This window comes from Gillisia sp. Hel_I_29 (assembly GCF_000744275.1).
Lineage (GTDB): Bacteria > Bacteroidota > Bacteroidia > Flavobacteriales > Flavobacteriaceae > Gillisia.
In genome coordinates, this window is sequence record NZ_JQLP01000005.1 from 2539196 (window position 1) to 2557647 (window position 18452).

Annotated in this window: 6 protein-coding genes and 6 pseudogenes; 9 read left to right on the top strand and 3 right to left on the bottom strand. The window is 31.2% G+C overall.

All coding sequences use genetic code 11. The features are described from left to right. The first annotated feature begins 10 nt into the window (after positions 1-10). Positions 11-904 (top strand): annotated as a pseudogene (locus P163_RS16715) (IS1595 family transposase). Between the two features lie 77 nt (positions 905-981). Here P163_RS16715 and P163_RS16720 read toward each other — a convergent pair. The 3 genes and pseudogenes from P163_RS16720 to P163_RS18755 form a co-directional block, all read right to left on the bottom strand. Continuing rightward, positions 982-2177: pseudogene (locus tag P163_RS16720) on the bottom strand (IS256 family transposase). A gap of 161 nt (positions 2178-2338) precedes the next feature. Further along, a complete protein-coding gene (locus P163_RS16725) occupies positions 2339-2905 on the bottom strand; it encodes an NAD-dependent epimerase/dehydratase family protein (protein ID WP_051931281.1) in 567 nt (188 codons plus the stop codon). Beyond that, positions 2880-2987: an NAD-dependent epimerase/dehydratase family protein gene (locus P163_RS18755; protein WP_081891354.1), complete on the bottom strand. Its 108-nt coding sequence runs from the start codon at positions 2985-2987 to the stop codon at positions 2880-2882. The genes P163_RS16725 and P163_RS18755 overlap by 26 nt, the downstream gene beginning before the upstream one ends. 424 nt (positions 2988-3411) lie before the next feature. On the opposite strand from P163_RS18755, the pseudogene P163_RS16730 reads away from it, so the two are divergent. From P163_RS16730 to asnB, 8 genes and pseudogenes are all read left to right on the top strand, one after another. Continuing rightward, positions 3412-4123: pseudogene (locus P163_RS16730) on the top strand (glycosyltransferase family 2 protein). A gap of 2 nt (positions 4124-4125) precedes the next feature. After that, positions 4126-4581, top strand: a pseudogene (locus P163_RS16735) (lipid-A-disaccharide synthase N-terminal domain-containing protein). Then, positions 4517-4739 (top strand): annotated as a pseudogene (locus tag P163_RS18780) (lipid-A-disaccharide synthase N-terminal domain-containing protein). Before P163_RS16735 ends, P163_RS18780 begins: the two co-directional pseudogenes overlap by 65 nt. 299 nt (positions 4740-5038) lie before the next feature. Beyond that, positions 5039-6301, top strand: a complete 1263-nt coding sequence (locus P163_RS16740; RefSeq protein WP_034893906.1) for a MutS-related protein — start codon at positions 5039-5041, stop codon at positions 6299-6301. 109 nt (positions 6302-6410) lie between these two features. Beyond that, positions 6411-7304, top strand: a pseudogene (locus P163_RS16745) (IS1595 family transposase). 321 nt (positions 7305-7625) lie between these two features. Further along, a complete protein-coding gene (locus P163_RS16750) occupies positions 7626-8357 on the top strand; it encodes a thioesterase II family protein (RefSeq protein ID WP_034893909.1) in 732 nt (243 codons plus the stop codon). A 4-nt stretch (positions 8358-8361) separates the two neighbouring features. Continuing rightward, positions 8362-16542, top strand: coding sequence for a type I polyketide synthase (locus P163_RS17995; RefSeq protein ID WP_051931282.1), 8181 nt, complete (start codon positions 8362-8364; stop codon positions 16540-16542). A 24-nt stretch (positions 16543-16566) separates the two neighbouring features. Further along, positions 16567-18444, top strand: a complete 1878-nt coding sequence (gene asnB, locus P163_RS16760; RefSeq protein ID WP_034893912.1) for an asparagine synthase (glutamine-hydrolyzing) — start codon at positions 16567-16569, stop codon at positions 18442-18444. Positions 18445-18452 lie beyond the last annotated feature (8 nt).

Consider the following 18452-nt stretch of genomic DNA (forward strand, 5'->3'; position numbering starts at 1 on the left):
TAAGTATAATATGGATATTTTCAAGGGTCGAAACCTTCTAGAGTTCTCTGATCGGTTTAAGACAGACGCAGATTGCAAGAAATACTTAGCTGAAATTAAGTGGAAGGACGGTTTTGAGTTCGTTAAATGTGGGCATAAGAAAGCTCAGACACGAAAGGATTACTCTCGCACTTGTAATATATGTTCTCATCAAGAATCTGCGACTTCTAACACTTTATTCCATAAAGTAAAGTTTGGTGCTCACAAAGCGTTTTTCATCACATTCGAAATGGGAACAAGCACTAAGAGTCTTTCTGCTAGTTATATGGGAGTTCGTTATGGTGTGACAGAAAAGACAGCTCGATTATGGATGCACAAGGTAAGAGAGGCTATGGAATCCAGCGGCAATAATCCAATGCAAGGAGATGTCCACGTAGATGAATTTGTATTGGGTAGACGAGAAAAGGAAAAGGTTGGTAGGAGTTACAACGCCAAGAAAAAGAAAGCCATCACTGCCGTTGAGCTTACAGAAGAAGGCAAAGTAAAAAGAATGTATGCAATTCGTATTGAAGATTTTTCAGCGCAATCCTTACAGTAAATGTTTATAAACCACATAAGTCGAGATGCAAAAGTAACCACTGATAAATGGCGAGGTTATGGGCCTATTACCAAAGCATATAATATAAAACAGATTGAAAGTAACTCTGGCTTAAATTTTAAAGCGTTGCACACAATGATTCATCAAGTAAAATCTTGGATAAGAACAACATATTCTTGGGTCAGCGATTTTAACATAAACAGATATTTTAATAAATTCTATTTTAGGATAAACCGTTCACGAAGCAAGGCAACAATCTTTAATAATCTAATAACTAAAATGGTTAACAAGGAAAAAGCATATCACAATCAAATTATATGCAACTAACTACTGACCTTTAAAAATTTTAGACACTATCCCGTAAAGTGTGTAAGTTTTAAAATACAGGGGTTTGACTTTATTACTTAAAGTCGGACCCTTTCTTCATATATGGTTAAGAACTGATTGAGGATAATGCCCCATTTTCTAACAGGCATTTTCCACTTCTTTGTGGCCTCCCTTACTACCAAATATACAGATTTCATTACAGCATCGTCTGTAGGGAAGGATAATTTATTTTTAGTGTACTTCCTAATCTTCCCGTTCAGGTTCTCAATAAGGTTAGTGGTGTAGATAATACGCCTGATCTCTACAGGGAACCCATAAAAGGCGGTAAGGTCTTCCCAGTTGTCCCTCCAGCTTTTAACAGCATAGGAATATTTATCGTCCCACTTTTGGGCAAAATCTTCTAGGGCAGCTTCTGCGGCCTGTTTGGTAGGGGCGTCGTAAATGAGCTTCATATCCTTGGTAAAAGCTTTCTTGTCTTTCCATACCACATACCTATAGGCGTTCCTGATCTGGTGCACCACACAAATCTGGGTGGTGGATTCTGGGAACACATTTTTTATGGTGTCGGTAAACCCATTAAGGTTGTCGGTAGCGGTGATTAGGATATCTTCCACGCCCCGGGCTTTCATATCGGTCAAAACACTTACCCAGAAGGCTGCCGATTCATTCTTGCCCAGCCACAGTCCCAAGACTTCCTTTTTGCCATCCCGGCGAAGCCCCACGGCTATATAAATTGTTTTTTTTACACTTTGGAGTTCTCACGAACTTTAAATACAATCCCATCCATCCAAACGATCAGGTAAACAGGCTCCAGCGGGCGATTCTGCCAAGCCACGATATCATTGCTGATAAGATCGGTAATCCGAGATATAGTGGTAGTGGAAACATCAAAACCAAATACTTCAGAGATTTGTTCTTCGATATCGCTATTGCTCATTCCTTTGGCATAAAGCGATATGATGACATTCTCAATCCCATCTACCATATTCTGGCGCTTGAGGACAATCATGGGATTGAAAGAGCCCTCGCGGTCTCTAGGAACTTTTATATGATCTTCTCCATAAGAACTACGGACTTTCTTACGGGAATACCCATTTCTACTATTGCCCTGCTTCGACTTCTGGTGTTTCTCAAAATCCAGATGGCCATCAAGTTCACCTTCCAGCATTTTCTCCAAACCACGTTTTTGAAGTTGCTTTAAAAAACCAGTGAGTTCTTCTCCAGATTTAAACTGTTTCAAAAACTCGTCATCAAATAAATCTTCTTTTTTCATTACTGTGTATTAGATTAAAAATTAAACAAAAAATATCGGGGTTTGCAAACCCCGATATTTTCTACTTACACAGTTTTTGAGATAGTCCCCTAAATTAATATTTTCACCTTCGCACTGTTCTTCCTTTCCAATACAGCTCACAATTCCATTAGCAATATTATTTACATGTGTAAAACTACGTTTATGTAAAAGACTATTTTTAACAAAGGAAATGTTTCATTATTTAATCCACATTTAATAAGCTTAGAGAAAAGTTGGTCTGGAGGTTCTCGGGAGCCATATACAGAATATAAACGCAAAGAACAAGCTTTAAAATAACCTGCTCTTGAGTTAGAAAGCACAAGTTGTTCGGCGGCGAGTTTTGTTATACCATAGTTTGAAATAGGCTGTGTTACTTTTTCTTCATTGAAAGAGGCATTCTTACCATATACAGAAGAAGTTCCAATATTTACAAATAGTTTCAAATTCAAAAATTGTCTTGCAAAACCAACAAGGTTTTTAGTGGCAATCACATTATTATTTAAATAACTCTCAAACTTTGAAGTAGTCGTTATACCGGGCTGTGCAGCGCAATGAAAAATATAATCAAAATCTTTTGGTAGCGATATTGCTAGATTTGGTAGCGTCAAGTCATGTTCTATAATCTGAACTCCAAATTTTTTTAGTGTTAACGCATTTATACTTTTTAATGCAATAGAATAGTTAGGTGTTAAAGTTGTCCAATCCAATAGCAGAATGTTTCATGTTTGATAGCTTTTCTGCAAGATGAGAGCCTATAAAACCAGTAGCTCCTGTGACTAATATTTTCAAATTTGAATGGGTTTTATTTTAAAATAAATGTTTTTTATCACCAAAAAATCTGTACACAATTTTAAAATTATACCAACAGTTATAAGCTTTTTTTTTGAATTATCTAGAAATTAGAACGGATTAAGGTATTCCCTTACGCAGATACTCAATAGATTCTTTTGATGAAAATTATAGATTGACTAGTTGTACAGTTATTATTAAACCTTTAAAGTTATATCTTTAATGTACACCATAAAAATTGACATTTTAGGGCGATAGTCTGTAAAGCCTGTTTTGATTCTAAATATTAAAATATTTTAATACAAAAATTAGCAATTTAATTTGCGATAAGTATTTTTTATACTTTATTTGATAATCGCTTAATCCTTAAGGTTTTCTTTAAAGTTGAGCACTATTCTTGTAATTTAAAGCATTATATAGATTGATTACAAATCATAATATAATTATTATAATTCCGGTTTATAATGAGCAAGATAATCTCTTACGTGTACAAAAAGAGATGCAAATTTATATAGACATTGCTAGAATACCCGTAAAAGTTTTGTTTATAAATGATGGTTCGAACGATAATAGCCAGAAGATAATAGAAGAAATTTGTTTTTCAAATTCAGATTTCAATTATATTTTTTTTTGATAAAAATTATGGACTAAGTGCAGCAATTAAAGCTGGGTTTGATCATGTTAAGACAACTTTAATTGGCTATATAGATTCTGATTTGCAAACAACACCTCAAGATTTTAATTTATTATTGGAGTATATATGTGAAAACGAGGTAGTTACTGGAGTAAGGGTTATGCGTAAAGATTCTTTTATTAAAAATATATCTTCGAAAATAGCCAATGGTATACGCCATGTTTTCACTCAAGATGGCATGGATGACACTGGGTGTCCACTCAAAATTATTAAAACAGAATGGGCAAAAAGCATTCCAATGTTTAGGGGACTGCACCGTTTTTTGCCTGCAATGATATTATTACAAAAAGGACGTGTAAAACAAATCTTTGTAAGTCATTTTGAACGTACCCAAAGAAAGTCAAATTTTTCTATTTGGAATCGCCTTTTAGGACCATTAATGGACTGCTTTGCTTTTCTTTGGATGAAGAAGAAATATATTAATTACAAAGTTGAAAATTAAGGATGAGGAATTGGGTTATACTCACCATAGGTTTTACTGCACAATTATTGTTTTCTGGACGTACTATTTTACAATGGATAGTTTCAGAAAAAAAGAAAGTAATTGCTCCATTACTTTTTTGAAAGCTAAGTTTAATTGCCTGGTTTCTTTTATTTATTTATGGCTATTTACGCGATGATTTTGCTATTATGTTAGGACAATCACTAACATATTATATATACACAAGAAACATACAATTACAAAAACAATGGTATCTATTTCCTAAATTTTTGCGATGGTTTTTGATTGTATTTCTAGTCATTGCTTTGTTATTTGCTTATAGTAATTCATTCTACGATTGGCAGTCGCTATTTAGTAGTGAAAATATCCCCCTTATGGTTATTGATATTTGGGGTGGTAGCTCACGTAATTTTTGCATTGCATTTTGTTTATCAATGGTTTTATTCAGAAAGACGTAAACAGTCCTTATTACCTCAAGGGTCTTACAGGATCAATCTTAATTTTAATTTATGCATTACTGCGCAAGGATCTGGTGTTGTTTTCGGCAAATCTAATAGGCATCATTAAATACATGCGTAATATCATTTTGCTTAAAAGACAACGAATGATATTATAGATTTTTTCAAATACAATTGTTTTAGTAAAAAAATATTTTGATGGTAATATTGATATCTTTATTTAAGCCTGTTTAAAAGAGTATACGCAATAATTTCATTGTAATTTATAAAAAATATTAAATTCTAATGAGAGATTCTGGAGAGCCAATAAGTACTTTATAAAGAAAAATAATTAACAAAGAGATATGATTATCATTGAATTTTTTTAAAAAAATAATACTAAATTAAACGCTTTATTAAAGGCTAGTGTATATTTTTAATGCATAAATAAAAAGGAACAACCCTATCATAATATAGAATGGATAATTTAAAAGATTTAGGTATTGAAAAGGAACTTTTGCCATTATATGATTATTCTCTAAATGCATTCGCAAAAAACAAAATTCTTGAAATTTTAAAAAAACCTTTACAATCAATAGACGCAATTGTAGAACGTCAAAATATATTGAAAGGTTTTGCTGCAAATTATAATATTTTAAAAAGTTATTCGTATACCATTTTGTATTTAAACGAAGTATATCTTTTTTTAAATGACGAAAGAAATGAAGATTTGTCTCAAAAGAAATTAAAGTATAGGCTATTTGGTTCTAAACAAGAAAAAGTAACATATATAAGCAAATTTACTCAGTTAATACTTTTTTTTCATCGCTTGCAGTCGAGATATTTTTTACGATTGGATTTAAAACAGTTTCCAGAGGAATACGCATCGAGTATTAAGCGAATTTTAGAGTTTTTCTCGAATTTCGAACTTAACAAATATGAACACATTATTAGAGAAGGTAGGTTGAAGAATCAACACGCGATAGAGTTATCGGAGAAAATTTATGTACTCAAAAAAAAAGGTGATACAAAACTTTTTTGGGAAGATTTGTTTTTGTTTGAGGCTTATTTGTCAATAAATTCTGGAATCATTAAAAACAATTTCACCTTTCCAAATTTCAATAACAATCATATTAAATTAATTGAATTTTATCACCCCCTAATCGATAAACCTGTTAAGAATAATTTTGAAACAACTAATAATGTAATAGTACTTAATGGACCGAATATGTCAGGTAAATCTACATTTCTTAAGGCCATTGGGCTTTGTGTCTATTTTGGACATTTGGGAATTGGGATACCTGCATCTTTTGGAGAAATTCCTTTTTGCAATTATTTCTCTATTGAAATTAATAAAAGAGATGATATTTTAAATGGTTATAGCCATTTTATGTATGAAATTATGAATCTCAAGAATGTTGTTAAAAACGCTTCTAACAGAAAACAATGTTTTGCTATTTTCGATGAGCTTTTTAGTGGAACCAATGTTGAAGATGCTTTTGAGATTTGCAAGAAAACGATAAAAGGATTGAGTAAATTTAAAAATTCTTATTTTTTTATATCAACTCATATACAGGAATTGAAACATGTTGGTAATGAAGATGTTTCAAATTATTATTTGGATTGTGAATTAATAGAAAATACACCTACTTTTAACTATAAATTGAGAAAAGGTTGGTCAGACATTAAAGTTGGAAGGATCTTATTTGATAAAGAAGGATTGAATGATATGTTAAAATAATAATTGCTAAAAAATCAATATTTTATGATTTAATGGGAATTTAAAATAAAAATTAACAGAGGTCAGTATCTAAATTCAGATCTTTAAAGTCAATAAAAATAAGTATAATATGGATATTTTCAAGGGTCGAAACCTTCTAGAGTTCTCTGATCGGTTTAAGACAGACGCAGATTGCAAGAAATACTTAGCTGAAATTAAGTGGAAGGACGGTTTTGAGTTCGTTAAATGTGGGCATAAGAAAGCTCAGACACGAAAGGATTACTCTCGCACTTGTAATATATGTTCTCATCAAGAATCTGCGACTTCTAACACTTTATTCCATAAAGTAAAGTTTGGTGCTCACAAAGCGTTTTTCATCACATTCGAAATGGGAACAAGCACTAAGAGTCTTTCTGCTAGTTATATGGGAGTTCGTTATGGTGTGACAGAAAAGACAGCTCGATTATGGATGCACAAGGTAAGAGAGGCTATGGAATCCAGCGGCAATAATCCAATGCAAGGAGATGTCCACGTAGATGAATTTGTATTGGGTAGACGAGAAAAGGAAAAGGTTGGTAGGAGTTACAACGCCAAGAAAAAGAAAGCCATCACTGCCGTTGAGCTTACAGAAGAAGGCAAAGTAAAAAGAATGTATGCAATTCGTATTGAAGATTTTTCAGCGCAATCCTTACAGTAAATGTTTATAAACCACATAAGTCGAGATGCAAAAGTAACCACTGATAAATGGCGAGGTTATGGGCCTATTACCAAAGCATATAATATAAAACAGATTGAAAGTAACTCTGGCTTAAATTTTAAAGCGTTGCACACAATGATTCATCAAGTAAAATCTTGGATAAGAACAACATATTCTTGGGTCAGCGATTTTAACATAAACAGATATTTTAATAAATTCTATTTTAGGATAAACCGTTCACGAAGCAAGGCAACAATCTTTAATAATCTAATAACTAAAATGGTTAACAAGGAAAAAGCATATCACAATCAAATTTTATGCAACTAACTACTGACCTTTAAAAATAAAAATAGATTAAAAAAAGAATCTTGTTTAAATAGTTTACTTGATAGTCAATGTATATAATTGCTAAGATTGTTTTGTTTTATCTTTTTAATTCATTGAGCGTGATAGTCTTATTACACTAAATGAGTAGCGTTTTTTTAATAATATTTTTTATTAAAATTAAAATTTATAACTATGCGTTTTATATTTACTTAAAAATGTTTTGTTTATATACCCTTTTATTTGATCCAAGAATTAGTATGTTAAATTGCTTATTGGTTTGACATACTTGAAGTTTAGTTGAAAATTTTATAGTTTAATTGTATGAAATATAAAAGAGATAGAGTTTTAATACTATTTCATTTTGCAGGAGGTAATATCTTTAGTCTTAATAAAATTAAAACGTCTTTAACCTTTATTGATGTTAAAGTAGTTGAATTACCAGGAAGAGGAAAGAGAGTAGGTAAAAAATTACTCAATAATATTGATGACATGGTTGAAGATATGTATAACCAAGTTGTTCCTATTATAAAAGATTATGAGTATTATTATTTTTTTGGTCATAGTATGGGAGCTCTTATTAGTTTTTTACTTGGGCACTTAATTAAATCTAAGTTAAACAGATTACCTTCATGCCTTTTTATTTCAGGCAGGGGAGGTCCGTCATATATAAAAGAAAGTGAAAATTTATCCGTTTTACCTTCTTTAGAATTTAGAAAAAAGCTTAAAGAATTAGGAGGATGTCCAGATGAATTATTAGTGAATGAAGATTTAATGAGTTTCTTTGAGCCTATCTTAAGAGCAGATTTTGAGGCTGTTGAGAATTATGAATATAAAGCTTTTAGACCATTAGAAACAAAAATCATTGCTTTATATGGGTTGGATGAAGAAATTGATGAGAATCAGATGTTACACTGGCAAAAAGAATCAACACTACCAATTGAAGTTATAGAGTTACCTGGTGATCATTTTTTTATTTTCAAAAATGTGACTTTAATCTCTAACATTATTAGGCAAAATATTTATAATCTAAGTACAATAAAAAAGATTAATTAATTATATGAGCGAGAAGTTGATTGAAATTAACAAGACAATTGTTGATGTCTTAAGGTTAAGAGCCGAGAAGAATAAAGATAAAGTAGCTTATATATTTTTAGAAGATGGAGAAATTGAGGAAAGCAGGATCACCTATGCGCACTTATATAACAAATCACAAAATATTGCTTTTCAACTTTTAAAAAACGTTAATCCAGGTGAAAGAGTATTATTATTATATTCTTCTGGAACAGATTTTATTGAGGCTTTTTTAGGCTGCCTTTTGGCTGGAGTTATTGCAGTTCCTGTTAATCCTCCTTCTAGCAATCGTCGTTTAGATCGATTAAATAATATTAAAAATGACTGTGCTGCAAAATTAATATTATGTACTTCAAAGTTATATAACAAGATTCATAAATGGTCTGTTTATGATGAAAATTCAAATAAGATGAAGATCTTGTTAACAGATGAAATAAAAAGCACATCTAAAAATATTGAATTTGCTGAAGTAAAACTAGAAGACACAGCATTTTTACAGTACACATCGGGTTCAACGGGAAAACCAAAAGGTGCAATGGTCTCTCATCATAATATTTCTCATAATTGTGAATTAATTATAGATCTGTTGAAATTAAATGAGGAAACAATTTTCGTAGGTTGGTTGCCTATTTTTCATGATATGGGATTAATAGGTAATATTTTAAGTAATATATACATTGGCAGTACTTTAATTTTTATGGCTCCAGTTAGTTTTGTAAGAAAGCCAATTAGATGGTTTCAAGCGATATCTAAATATAAAGCTACAATTACAGGAGGACCTAATTTTGCTTATGACCTATGTGTGGAAAATATTGATTTAAACGAACTAAAAGATGTCGATTTAACATCGTGTAAAATATATTTTAGTGGGGCCGAAACTGTTAGAAAAAAAACACTTTTAGCATTCGTAGAAAAATTCTCAACTTTAGGCGTGAAATTTAGCTATTGGAGACCAGCTTATGGTATGGCAGAGACAACATTAGTGGTATGCGGGAATAATAAACCTATAAAATATAGTTCAAAACCTTTAAATGATAATGCAGGATCTAAAACCACACATGTAAGTAATGGGAAGGCTTTAAACGGAATTGAAATTAAAATAGTAAACCCAAATAATTTTAAACTTTGTGAAGAAAGACAAGAGGGAGAAATATGGGTTAAAGGGGCAAGTGTAACTAAAGGGTATTGGAATAAGCCAGAATTGACTAAAGAAGTTTTTCAGGCTTATTATAATGATAATAATGGGAATCAAACTGGACCTTTTTTAAGAACAGGAGACGTAGGATATTTTGATGAAAGTGAATTATATATAAGTGGTAGATTGAAAGAGATGATGATATTTAATGGAAAGAATTTTTTTCCCCAAGATATTGAGGCATGCTTTCAAAATAAATCGGAGTATTTTACACTAAATGCTGGAGCTGCATTTAGTGTAGAAATAAATAGGCGAGAACAATTAATTATTGCCCAGGAGATTAAGCGTACACACTTGATAGATTTTGATGCTGTTTCATTAATTAGAGATATTAAATCTGCAATATTCCAGGAGTTTAAAATTTTTGTGTTTGATGTGTTGTTACTTAAACCAGCTACCATACCTAAAACTTCTAGTGGAAAGATTAAAAGAAATTTATGTGGTATTTGGTATTCCAATAATGATTTTAAACGAGTACTTTCTCAATCATCATTGATAAATATAGATGATAACAAAAAAACTTTATTAGAGTTAAATTCTCCCTTAAAACGAAAATCTTTAATTGAATGGTTACAACGAAAACTTTCAGATATTTTAAATATCTCAGATTATTCAACAATTGATATAAAAAAGGGGCTATTTGATCTTGGACTTGACTCTTTAGTTTTGGTAGAGTTTACAAAAATGATTTCTTTGGAATTAGAGATTGATTTATCTATTCCAGAAATTGCAACAATACCAGATATAGAAGCTCTATCTGATTATATTTTAGAAAAAATCTTGGAAACAAAATCTTCTCCAATAGAGAAAACATTTTCTAAGAATAAAATAGCTTCTGGTAGAGATTCTATAGCTATTGTTGGATTGTCTTGCCGTTTACCAGGAGATGTGAATGATTTAAAATCTTTAGCAAAACTCTTAAAAGAAGAAAAAAATACTGCTAAAATAATTCCTGAAGATAGGATTGATATTTCTGATTTTTTTAATAGTAATGTAGATGCTAAAGGAAAAATGTATACACGTCATGCATCGTTTATTGAAGGACATGACCAATTTGATGCTAAATTTTTTGGAATTTCTCCTCGTGAAGCAAAAAAAATGGATCCTCAACAAAGACTATTACTAGAGTGTAGTTGGGAAGCATTGGAAAACGGAGGGTTTACAAAAGAAGACCTCGCTCAATTAAATGTAGGAGTATTTATTGGTTTAGGACCAAGCGATTATAGTTTATTGCAAAAAGATAACGATGATCTAGGTTTTTATGATATTACGGGGACCCACAAGAGTTTTTCAGCAGGAAGAATATCTTATTTTTTAGGTGTAAATGGCCCATGTATGACCGTTGATACAGCATGCTCTTCTTCATTAGTAGCATTGGATTTAGCTTGTAAGAGTTTACGGAATGAAGAATCAGACTTGATGATTATTGGGAGTGCTCAAATATTAAGTAGTCCAATTCCATTTATGTATTTGTCTCAGTCAAAATCATTAGCTCCAGATGGTATTTGTAAGCCATTTTCTAATAAAGCTGATGGGTATGGGCGTAGCGAAGGCTCTGTAGTATTGGTATTGAGAAGATTAAGTGATGCTGTAGCAAACAAAGAAACAATTTTAGGGGTTATTAAGGGAGCAGCCATTAATCATGATGGTGCTAGTAGCGGGTTAACAGTTCCAAATCGTATTTCTCAAGAAAAAATGATAAAAAAGGCATTGAGAAATGCGAATACTAATCCTGCAGATGTGAGCTATGTAGAAGCTCATGGCGCTGGAACTAGTATAGGTGATCCAATTGAAATTAATGCCTTAGAGAATGTATATGGCGCCAATATAAAAAGAGAACAACCTCTTTTTGTAGGTAGTATTAAAAGTAATATTGGACATTTAGAAGCAGCTTCTGGTCTTGCGGGTTTGTTAAAAGTTTTAGCAGCTTTTAAGAGCAATGAATTACCTAAAAGTCTATACACAGAAGTGTTAAATGAGTATGTTCCATGGAATGACTATTCTATTTCAATTTTAAAAGCTTCTAAATCTTGGAATAGAGAGAAAAAACCAAGAATAGCAGGAGTAAGTTCTTTTGGCTTAAGCGGAACAAATGCTCATGTAATTCTTGAAGAACCTCCATTAATACGAGAAGAAGCTCCTCAAAATCAAACAAATTTAAAATCCTGCCATTTATTTGTTTTTTCTGGCGTGGTCAAAGAAGCGTGTAATGATCAATTACAACAATTACAGGAACATCTTATAAAAGATGCGAACCTGAATTTAGAAGAAATAGCCTATAATCTTGCTATTCATCGAAATCATTTCCCTATCAGAACTTCATTTATTGCTAATTCCAAAGAAGAATTGATTGAAAAGCTAAAACTTGATTCATCTAGCCTTCATAAAACAAATGAATCTATTAAAAATAAGAAACTAGCTTTTTTATTTACAGGACATGGTTCTCAATATAAAGGAATGTGCAAAACACTTTATAAAGAACAAAAGGTATTTAAAGAGATAATAGACGAGTGTAATAGTTTATTAAAAGCATCTAATGAATTTGATCTTTTAGATGTTTTATTTAAAAAAACTAATAAGTGCTTGGATGATATGGATATCGCCCAACCTGTAATATTTTCGATAGGATATGCTTTGTTTAAATTATGGGAAAGTTGGGGTGTAATTCCAGATATAGTTATTGGTCATAGTTTAGGAGAAATTACAGCAGCTTGTGCGGCAGAGGTTTTTACGCTTGAAGAAGGATTAATGCTGGTTGCAACTCGAGGAAAACTATTACAAAAATCTTCTTCAGTTGGAGCAATGGTTTCGATTGAGTTGGATGCAAACGAAACTAATAAAATACTATCTGGCTATGAAGACAAAGTTTCTATAGCTGCAATTAATGGAGCAAATCAAACAACTATATCTGGAGTAGAAAGTATTATTGATATGTTGTGCGAAAAGCTAACATTTCAAGGGGTGAAAACTAAAAAACTAATGGTGTCAAGAGCTTCTCATTCTCCATTAATGGAACCCGTATTAGAAGCTTTTGAAAAAACATTAAAAAAAATTAAATTTAAATCCCCTAATCTTACATTAATTAGTTGTCTAGATGGTGAGGAAGTAGGAAATAATGTGTGTGATTCTGCTTATTGGATAAACCATTTAAGGAAACCAGTTCAATTCGAAAAAGGAATACTGAAATTAGAATCGTATAATGTTAATATGTATCTCGAGATTGGTACTACTCCTATTTTAAGTGGAATGGCTTCAAAAATATTAGCAGATAAAAATAAAACACTCTGGCTCAATTCTGTTTGGATTCCATCTTTAAGACGAGATTATGATGAATTAGAAACAATTTATAATAGTCTAAGTGAATTATATGCTAATGGAATTAATATCGATTGGAAAACTTTTTATAAGTATAAAAAACAAAAAAGAATTTTTTTACCTACTTATCCTTTTCAAAGGAAAAGATTTTGGGCCTTTGATGCACCAAAATTGACAGTAGATAATGAGATTACAGTTAAGCCAGAAATACAGTTTTCTAATTATATGGATGTAAACAACCCAAAACTGAGCGTAAATCATAAAGAAAAAATAAAAAATAAACTCATTGAAATAATATCACGGACACTCCATTTAGATACCGAAGAGCTTAAGGAAAATGATTCAATAATTGAATTAGGAGCAGATTCTCTTATGCTGATGGAGGTGGTGAAAAAAGTAAAAGTAGAATTTGGTGTATTATTGGAATTCTCAAGTTTATTTGTTGAATTAAATGATATAGATTCTATAGCAAATTTTATTTCAACTAAGACTAAAGACCATATACGAATTCCATCCCCATCCCCATCCCTCCCTACTAACAACTTAACTTCTCCAATTGATACTTTGTCTGAGGTGAAGGCCTTTTCTGCTAATGATAATAAGTCAAGTTTAGGAACATTATTGTCTGTGTTTGAAAAACAAAATGAGATTTTAAGAAATCAAATTCAACAACAGAATGAGTTGTTAACTCAGTATTTTCAAAAAGATGAAAGTGTTGCGAGTTCTAATATTCAACCGGAAATCAATGCGCAGAATGAATATACACCTGATGACAAATCGAAATCTTTATCTTCTAATAAGAATATAGTAAAACCTTTTGAGGGTGTTATAGAGATTAAACGGAAAAAACTCTCAGAAGAGAAGGATGCTTATAAAAACGAGTTAATAAAAGCCTATAATAATCAAACCATTAAATCCAAAGAGTTTACAGGTTTTTATAGAGATATTTTAGCTGATAACCGAGCATCTTCCGGTTTTAGGATTTCAACAAAAGAGTTGTTGTATCCAATAATCAGTGACAGATCTAAAGGCTCTAAAATTTATGATATTGATGGAAATGAATATATAGATGTTACCATGGGATTTGGATCGTGTTTGTTTGGACACCAGCAGGATTTCATTATTGATTCTATTCAAAATCAATTAAATAAGGGAATGCATATTGGCCCTCAATCACATTTAGTAGGGGAAGTTGCAACAATGGTGAAAGATTTAACAGGTTTTGATAGAGTTTGTTTTGCAAACTCAGGCACGGAAGCAGTAATGATAGCCTTAAGATTAGTGAGGTCTATAACTGGAAAAAGTAAGATTGTTGTATTTAATGGCTCTTATCACGGTCATTTTGATGGCACCCTTGGAACTCCGGGAGAAAACTTGTTTTCTACAGACCCAATAGCCGTTGGAGTAAATAAGAGTATTGTTAAAGATTTATTAGTTTTAGATTTTAATTCGACAGAGTCAATAGCATTAATTGATAAGCATTCAGATCAAATTGCAAGTGTGTTAATTGAGCCTGTACGAAGTCGATTTCCAGATGAATTACCAAACAAAGAATGGTTGTCATCTCTGCGTAATATTACTGAAAAACATAATATCCCGTTAATATTTGATGAAATTATTACTGGTTTTAGGATTCTTCCAGGAGGAGCTCAGGAATATTTTGGCGTAAAGGCAGACATTGCTACTTATGGTAAAATAGCAGGAGGAGGAATGCCACTTGGAATAATAGCTGGGAGCTCGAAATACCTTGATGTTGTTGATGGTGGAACATGGCAATATGGAGACGATTCATATCCTTCAACAGAACCTACATTTTTAGCTGGAACTTTTACTAAACATCCACTTACATTATCAGCTTCTAAAGCTGTTTTATCTAAGATTATGTCAACGAGTGTTGATGATTATCATACGTTAAATAAAAAAACCGAATTTTTTGCTACTAGATTAAATGAGTTTTTCAGTACCAATGAGATTCAATTAGAAGTAGTCTGGTTTGGATCATTATTTAAATTCAAATTCAATAAAAACTATGACCTATTTTTCTATGAACTTTTAAATGAAGGTATTTATATTTGGGAAGGTCGAATATGCTATCTTTCATTTGCTCACACCGATGAAGATATAGATTTGTTATATAATAAGATTACGAAGTCTATATTGAAGTATGAAAATATAGACGCGGATTTTTCTCGAGTATTTAGAGCTCCTTACCAAAAGCATTATCCTGTAACCTTAGGACAAAAAAGCCTATGGATTCATGAACAAATGAGTCCAGAATCTCTTACATATAATATGTCTTCAGCTCATTTATTTCAAGGTAAGCTTGATAAATCTGCTTTGAGAAAGTCATTTGAAACGATTATCCTAAGACATGAAAGTTTAAGAACGATTTTTAGCCTAATAAATGGAGAAGTTAGACAAACGATTATTACAGAAAAGGATTTTCCTTTTGATGAGGTATACGAAGAGATAGATATAACGAATGAATCTTTTACAGATAAAAAAACAGATAAGTTTGTAAATCAGAATGTTGAGGTTTTTTTTGATCTCATAAATGGGCCGCTATTTAAGACAAGTTTAATTTTGTTAGATAAGAATAAGGCTATCTTAACCATTAAAATGCATCACATCATTAGTGATGGTTGGTCACTCGGTATAATTTTGAACGAATGGATTAATTTGTATCATGCTTATACTAAAAATGAAGAGCCTGTATTACCAGAATTAAAGATTCAGTATAAAGACTTTGCCGTTTGGTTTCATGCTTATTTAGAGAGTAATAAAATAGCTAAAGACCATGCTTACTGGCAAGAAAAATTATTTAATAATAAATCTGTCTTTGAGCTTAAAACCGATTACCCTAGATCAGAGATGATGTCTTATGCGGGAGATACGAAAACTTTTCCAATAAAACATGACCTATTGCATAAATTGGAAGAATATTCAAAAAAGAACAGAAGTACTGTTTTTATCACACTTTTAGCAATTACAAAAATTCTCTTATATAAAAATAGTGGACAAAATGATATTGTAATTGGAACTCCAGTTGCTACGAGGAATTCATCTGATTTGGATACTCAAATTGGATACCATCTCAATAATTTAATATTGCGAAACTCATTTGAAGAAAATGAGTTATTCATAAATTTTTTAGATCGGGTTAAAAGCAACTGTATTGACGCTTATACTCACCAAGCTTATCCGTATGAAAAATTGGTTGAAGAGTTTATGGGATTACAGGAAAAAGGAAGAAACCCATTTTATGATGTTCTTCTAGTTTTAGACACTTTAGGCAATCAGAATGCCTCTAGGGATGTTAATATTATTTCAAAGGTAATTTCTTCAAAATTAGAAATAGACTCTCATTTAGAAATGATACCTTTTCGACTTAAAAGCACAATTAGTAAATTGGATTTGACATTATTCTTTACTATTGGTGATAGCTTTGAATTAAGTATAGAATATAGAACCAACTTATTCAAGAAAAATACAATAAACAAAATGGGTAGCGATTTTGAGAAAATATTATCCTTAGTTGTAAATAATCCAAACATATCGATAGAACAAATTAGGAAGAAATTAATGACTAAAGATGAATTGAATTACTTTATTAACCTGCAGAAATCTATTTTAGATGATCTGGGGGAGGACTTTTAACTAAAAAATAATTAATATTTATTTATGTGTGGCATAGCAGGGATATTGCATTTTGGAAGAGAAAAAATACAAGAGGAGTTATTAAAGAATATGACAAATACACTCTCACATAGAGGACCGGACGATTCTGGATATTATTTCAATGAAAATATTGGATTTGGCTTTAAAAGACTTTCAATAATTGATTTAACCTCTGGGAATCAGCCAATAACTAATGAGGATGGCTCTTTGATAATGATTTGCAATGGAGAAATATTTAATTATAAAACGCTTAAGAAAGATTTAGTTAAAAATGGACATGTTTTTAAAACTAATACAGATGTAGAAGTAATAGTACACCTTTATGAAGAGCATGGAATTGAATTTCTAAACATGTTAAATGGTCAATTTGCATTTGCTCTCTTTGATAAGAATAAAAAAAGCTTATTCTTAGTACGTGATCATGTTGGAATTGCTCCTCTATTTTACTTTGTCAAGGATTCCATATTTTATTTTGCTTCAGAAATAAAAGGATTGTTGCAAGTGCCTGAAATAAAGCCTATTGTAGACATGAAGGGACTTGATCAAATATTTACTTTTCCTGGCCTTGTTAGCCCTCAAACTATGTTTAAAGATATATTTAGTCTTAAACCAGGAAATTATTTAGAGGTCAGTAAAAATGGCGTTTCTATGAAAGAATACTGGGATATGGATTATCCATTAGAAGAAAATGAAACCCAAAAGTATAATGAGAAAGATTATTTAAATGAATTAGATGAACTTCTTGAAAATGCCGTAAAAGATAGATTGCAAGCTGATGTACCTGTTGGTTTCTATTTGAGCGGAGGGCTCGATTCTTCATTAATAGCTTCGTATATTAAAAAAATAGCACCTAACTCTAAGATGCATTCTTTTTCTATTACTTTCGATGACTTGTTAATTGACGAGAGAAAATATCAAAGATTGATGGCTTTGAAGGTTGGTTCTATTCATCACGAAACTCACTTCAATTCTGATGAAATCATTAAAAGATTAAAAGATGCGGTTTATTATTCAGAAACACCATTAAAAGAAAGTTATAATACTTGTAGTTTAGGTTTATCTCAATTAGCAAAAAGCAATAATATTAAAGTTGTTTTATCTGGAGAAGGAGCAGATGAGTTATTTGGAGGTTATGTGGGTTATAAGTTTGACAAGTATAGAAATTTTCAAGAAAACGATTTGTTTGATTTGGATGAAATAATGGAGTTTGAATATAGAGATAAACTCTGGGGAGATAGAAATTTTTTTTACGAAAATAAGTACTATGAATATGAAGGTTTTAAAAAAGAACTCTATTCTAATAAAGTTACTGAATCGTTTGAAGATTTTAATAGTGTTGTTCCAAATTTAATAGATAAAACAAAGATTAAGGGGAGAAGTCCTCTGCATAAAAGATCTTATATTGATCTTAAACTTCGAATGGCAGATCATTTACTTTCGGGACATGGAGATAGAGTAGGACTTGCCAATTCTGTAGAAATGAGGTATCCTTTTTTAGATATTAACCTGCTTCAGTTTTTGAAAAAAATGCCCTCGAGTATTAAGTTAAAGGATTTAAAAGAAAAATATATACTAAAAAAATGTGCCGAGAGACATTTACCTCAAAAAATTGTGGAAAGAGAAAAATTTAGCTTTGTCGCATCTGGTAGTCCAGAACTAATAAATAAAGATAAAGAATGGATAAATGATATATTATCATATGAAACGATAAAAAGGCAAGGATACTTTAATCCTGACACAGTAGAGCGACTTAAAAAGATCTATAGGTCTGATGATTTTAGAGTCAATCAAACCTTTGAAAGAGACTATCTAATGATAATTCTAACTTTTGGGATTTTTATAGATGTGTTTAAAATACCAGATTTTTGTAGTCAAAATTAAGTGATGAT

Coding starts and splice junctions, on each gene's coding strand:
- asnB (WP_034893912.1), top strand. CDS start 16,567: ATGTGTGGCATAGCAGGGATATTGCATTTTGGAAGAGAAAAAATACAA.
- P163_RS16750 (WP_034893909.1), top strand. CDS start 7,626: ATGAAATATAAAAGAGATAGAGTTTTAATACTATTTCATTTTGCAGGA.
- P163_RS17995 (WP_051931282.1), top strand. CDS start 8,362: ATGAGCGAGAAGTTGATTGAAATTAACAAGACAATTGTTGATGTCTTA.
- P163_RS16740 (WP_034893906.1), top strand. CDS start 5,039: ATGGATAATTTAAAAGATTTAGGTATTGAAAAGGAACTTTTGCCATTA.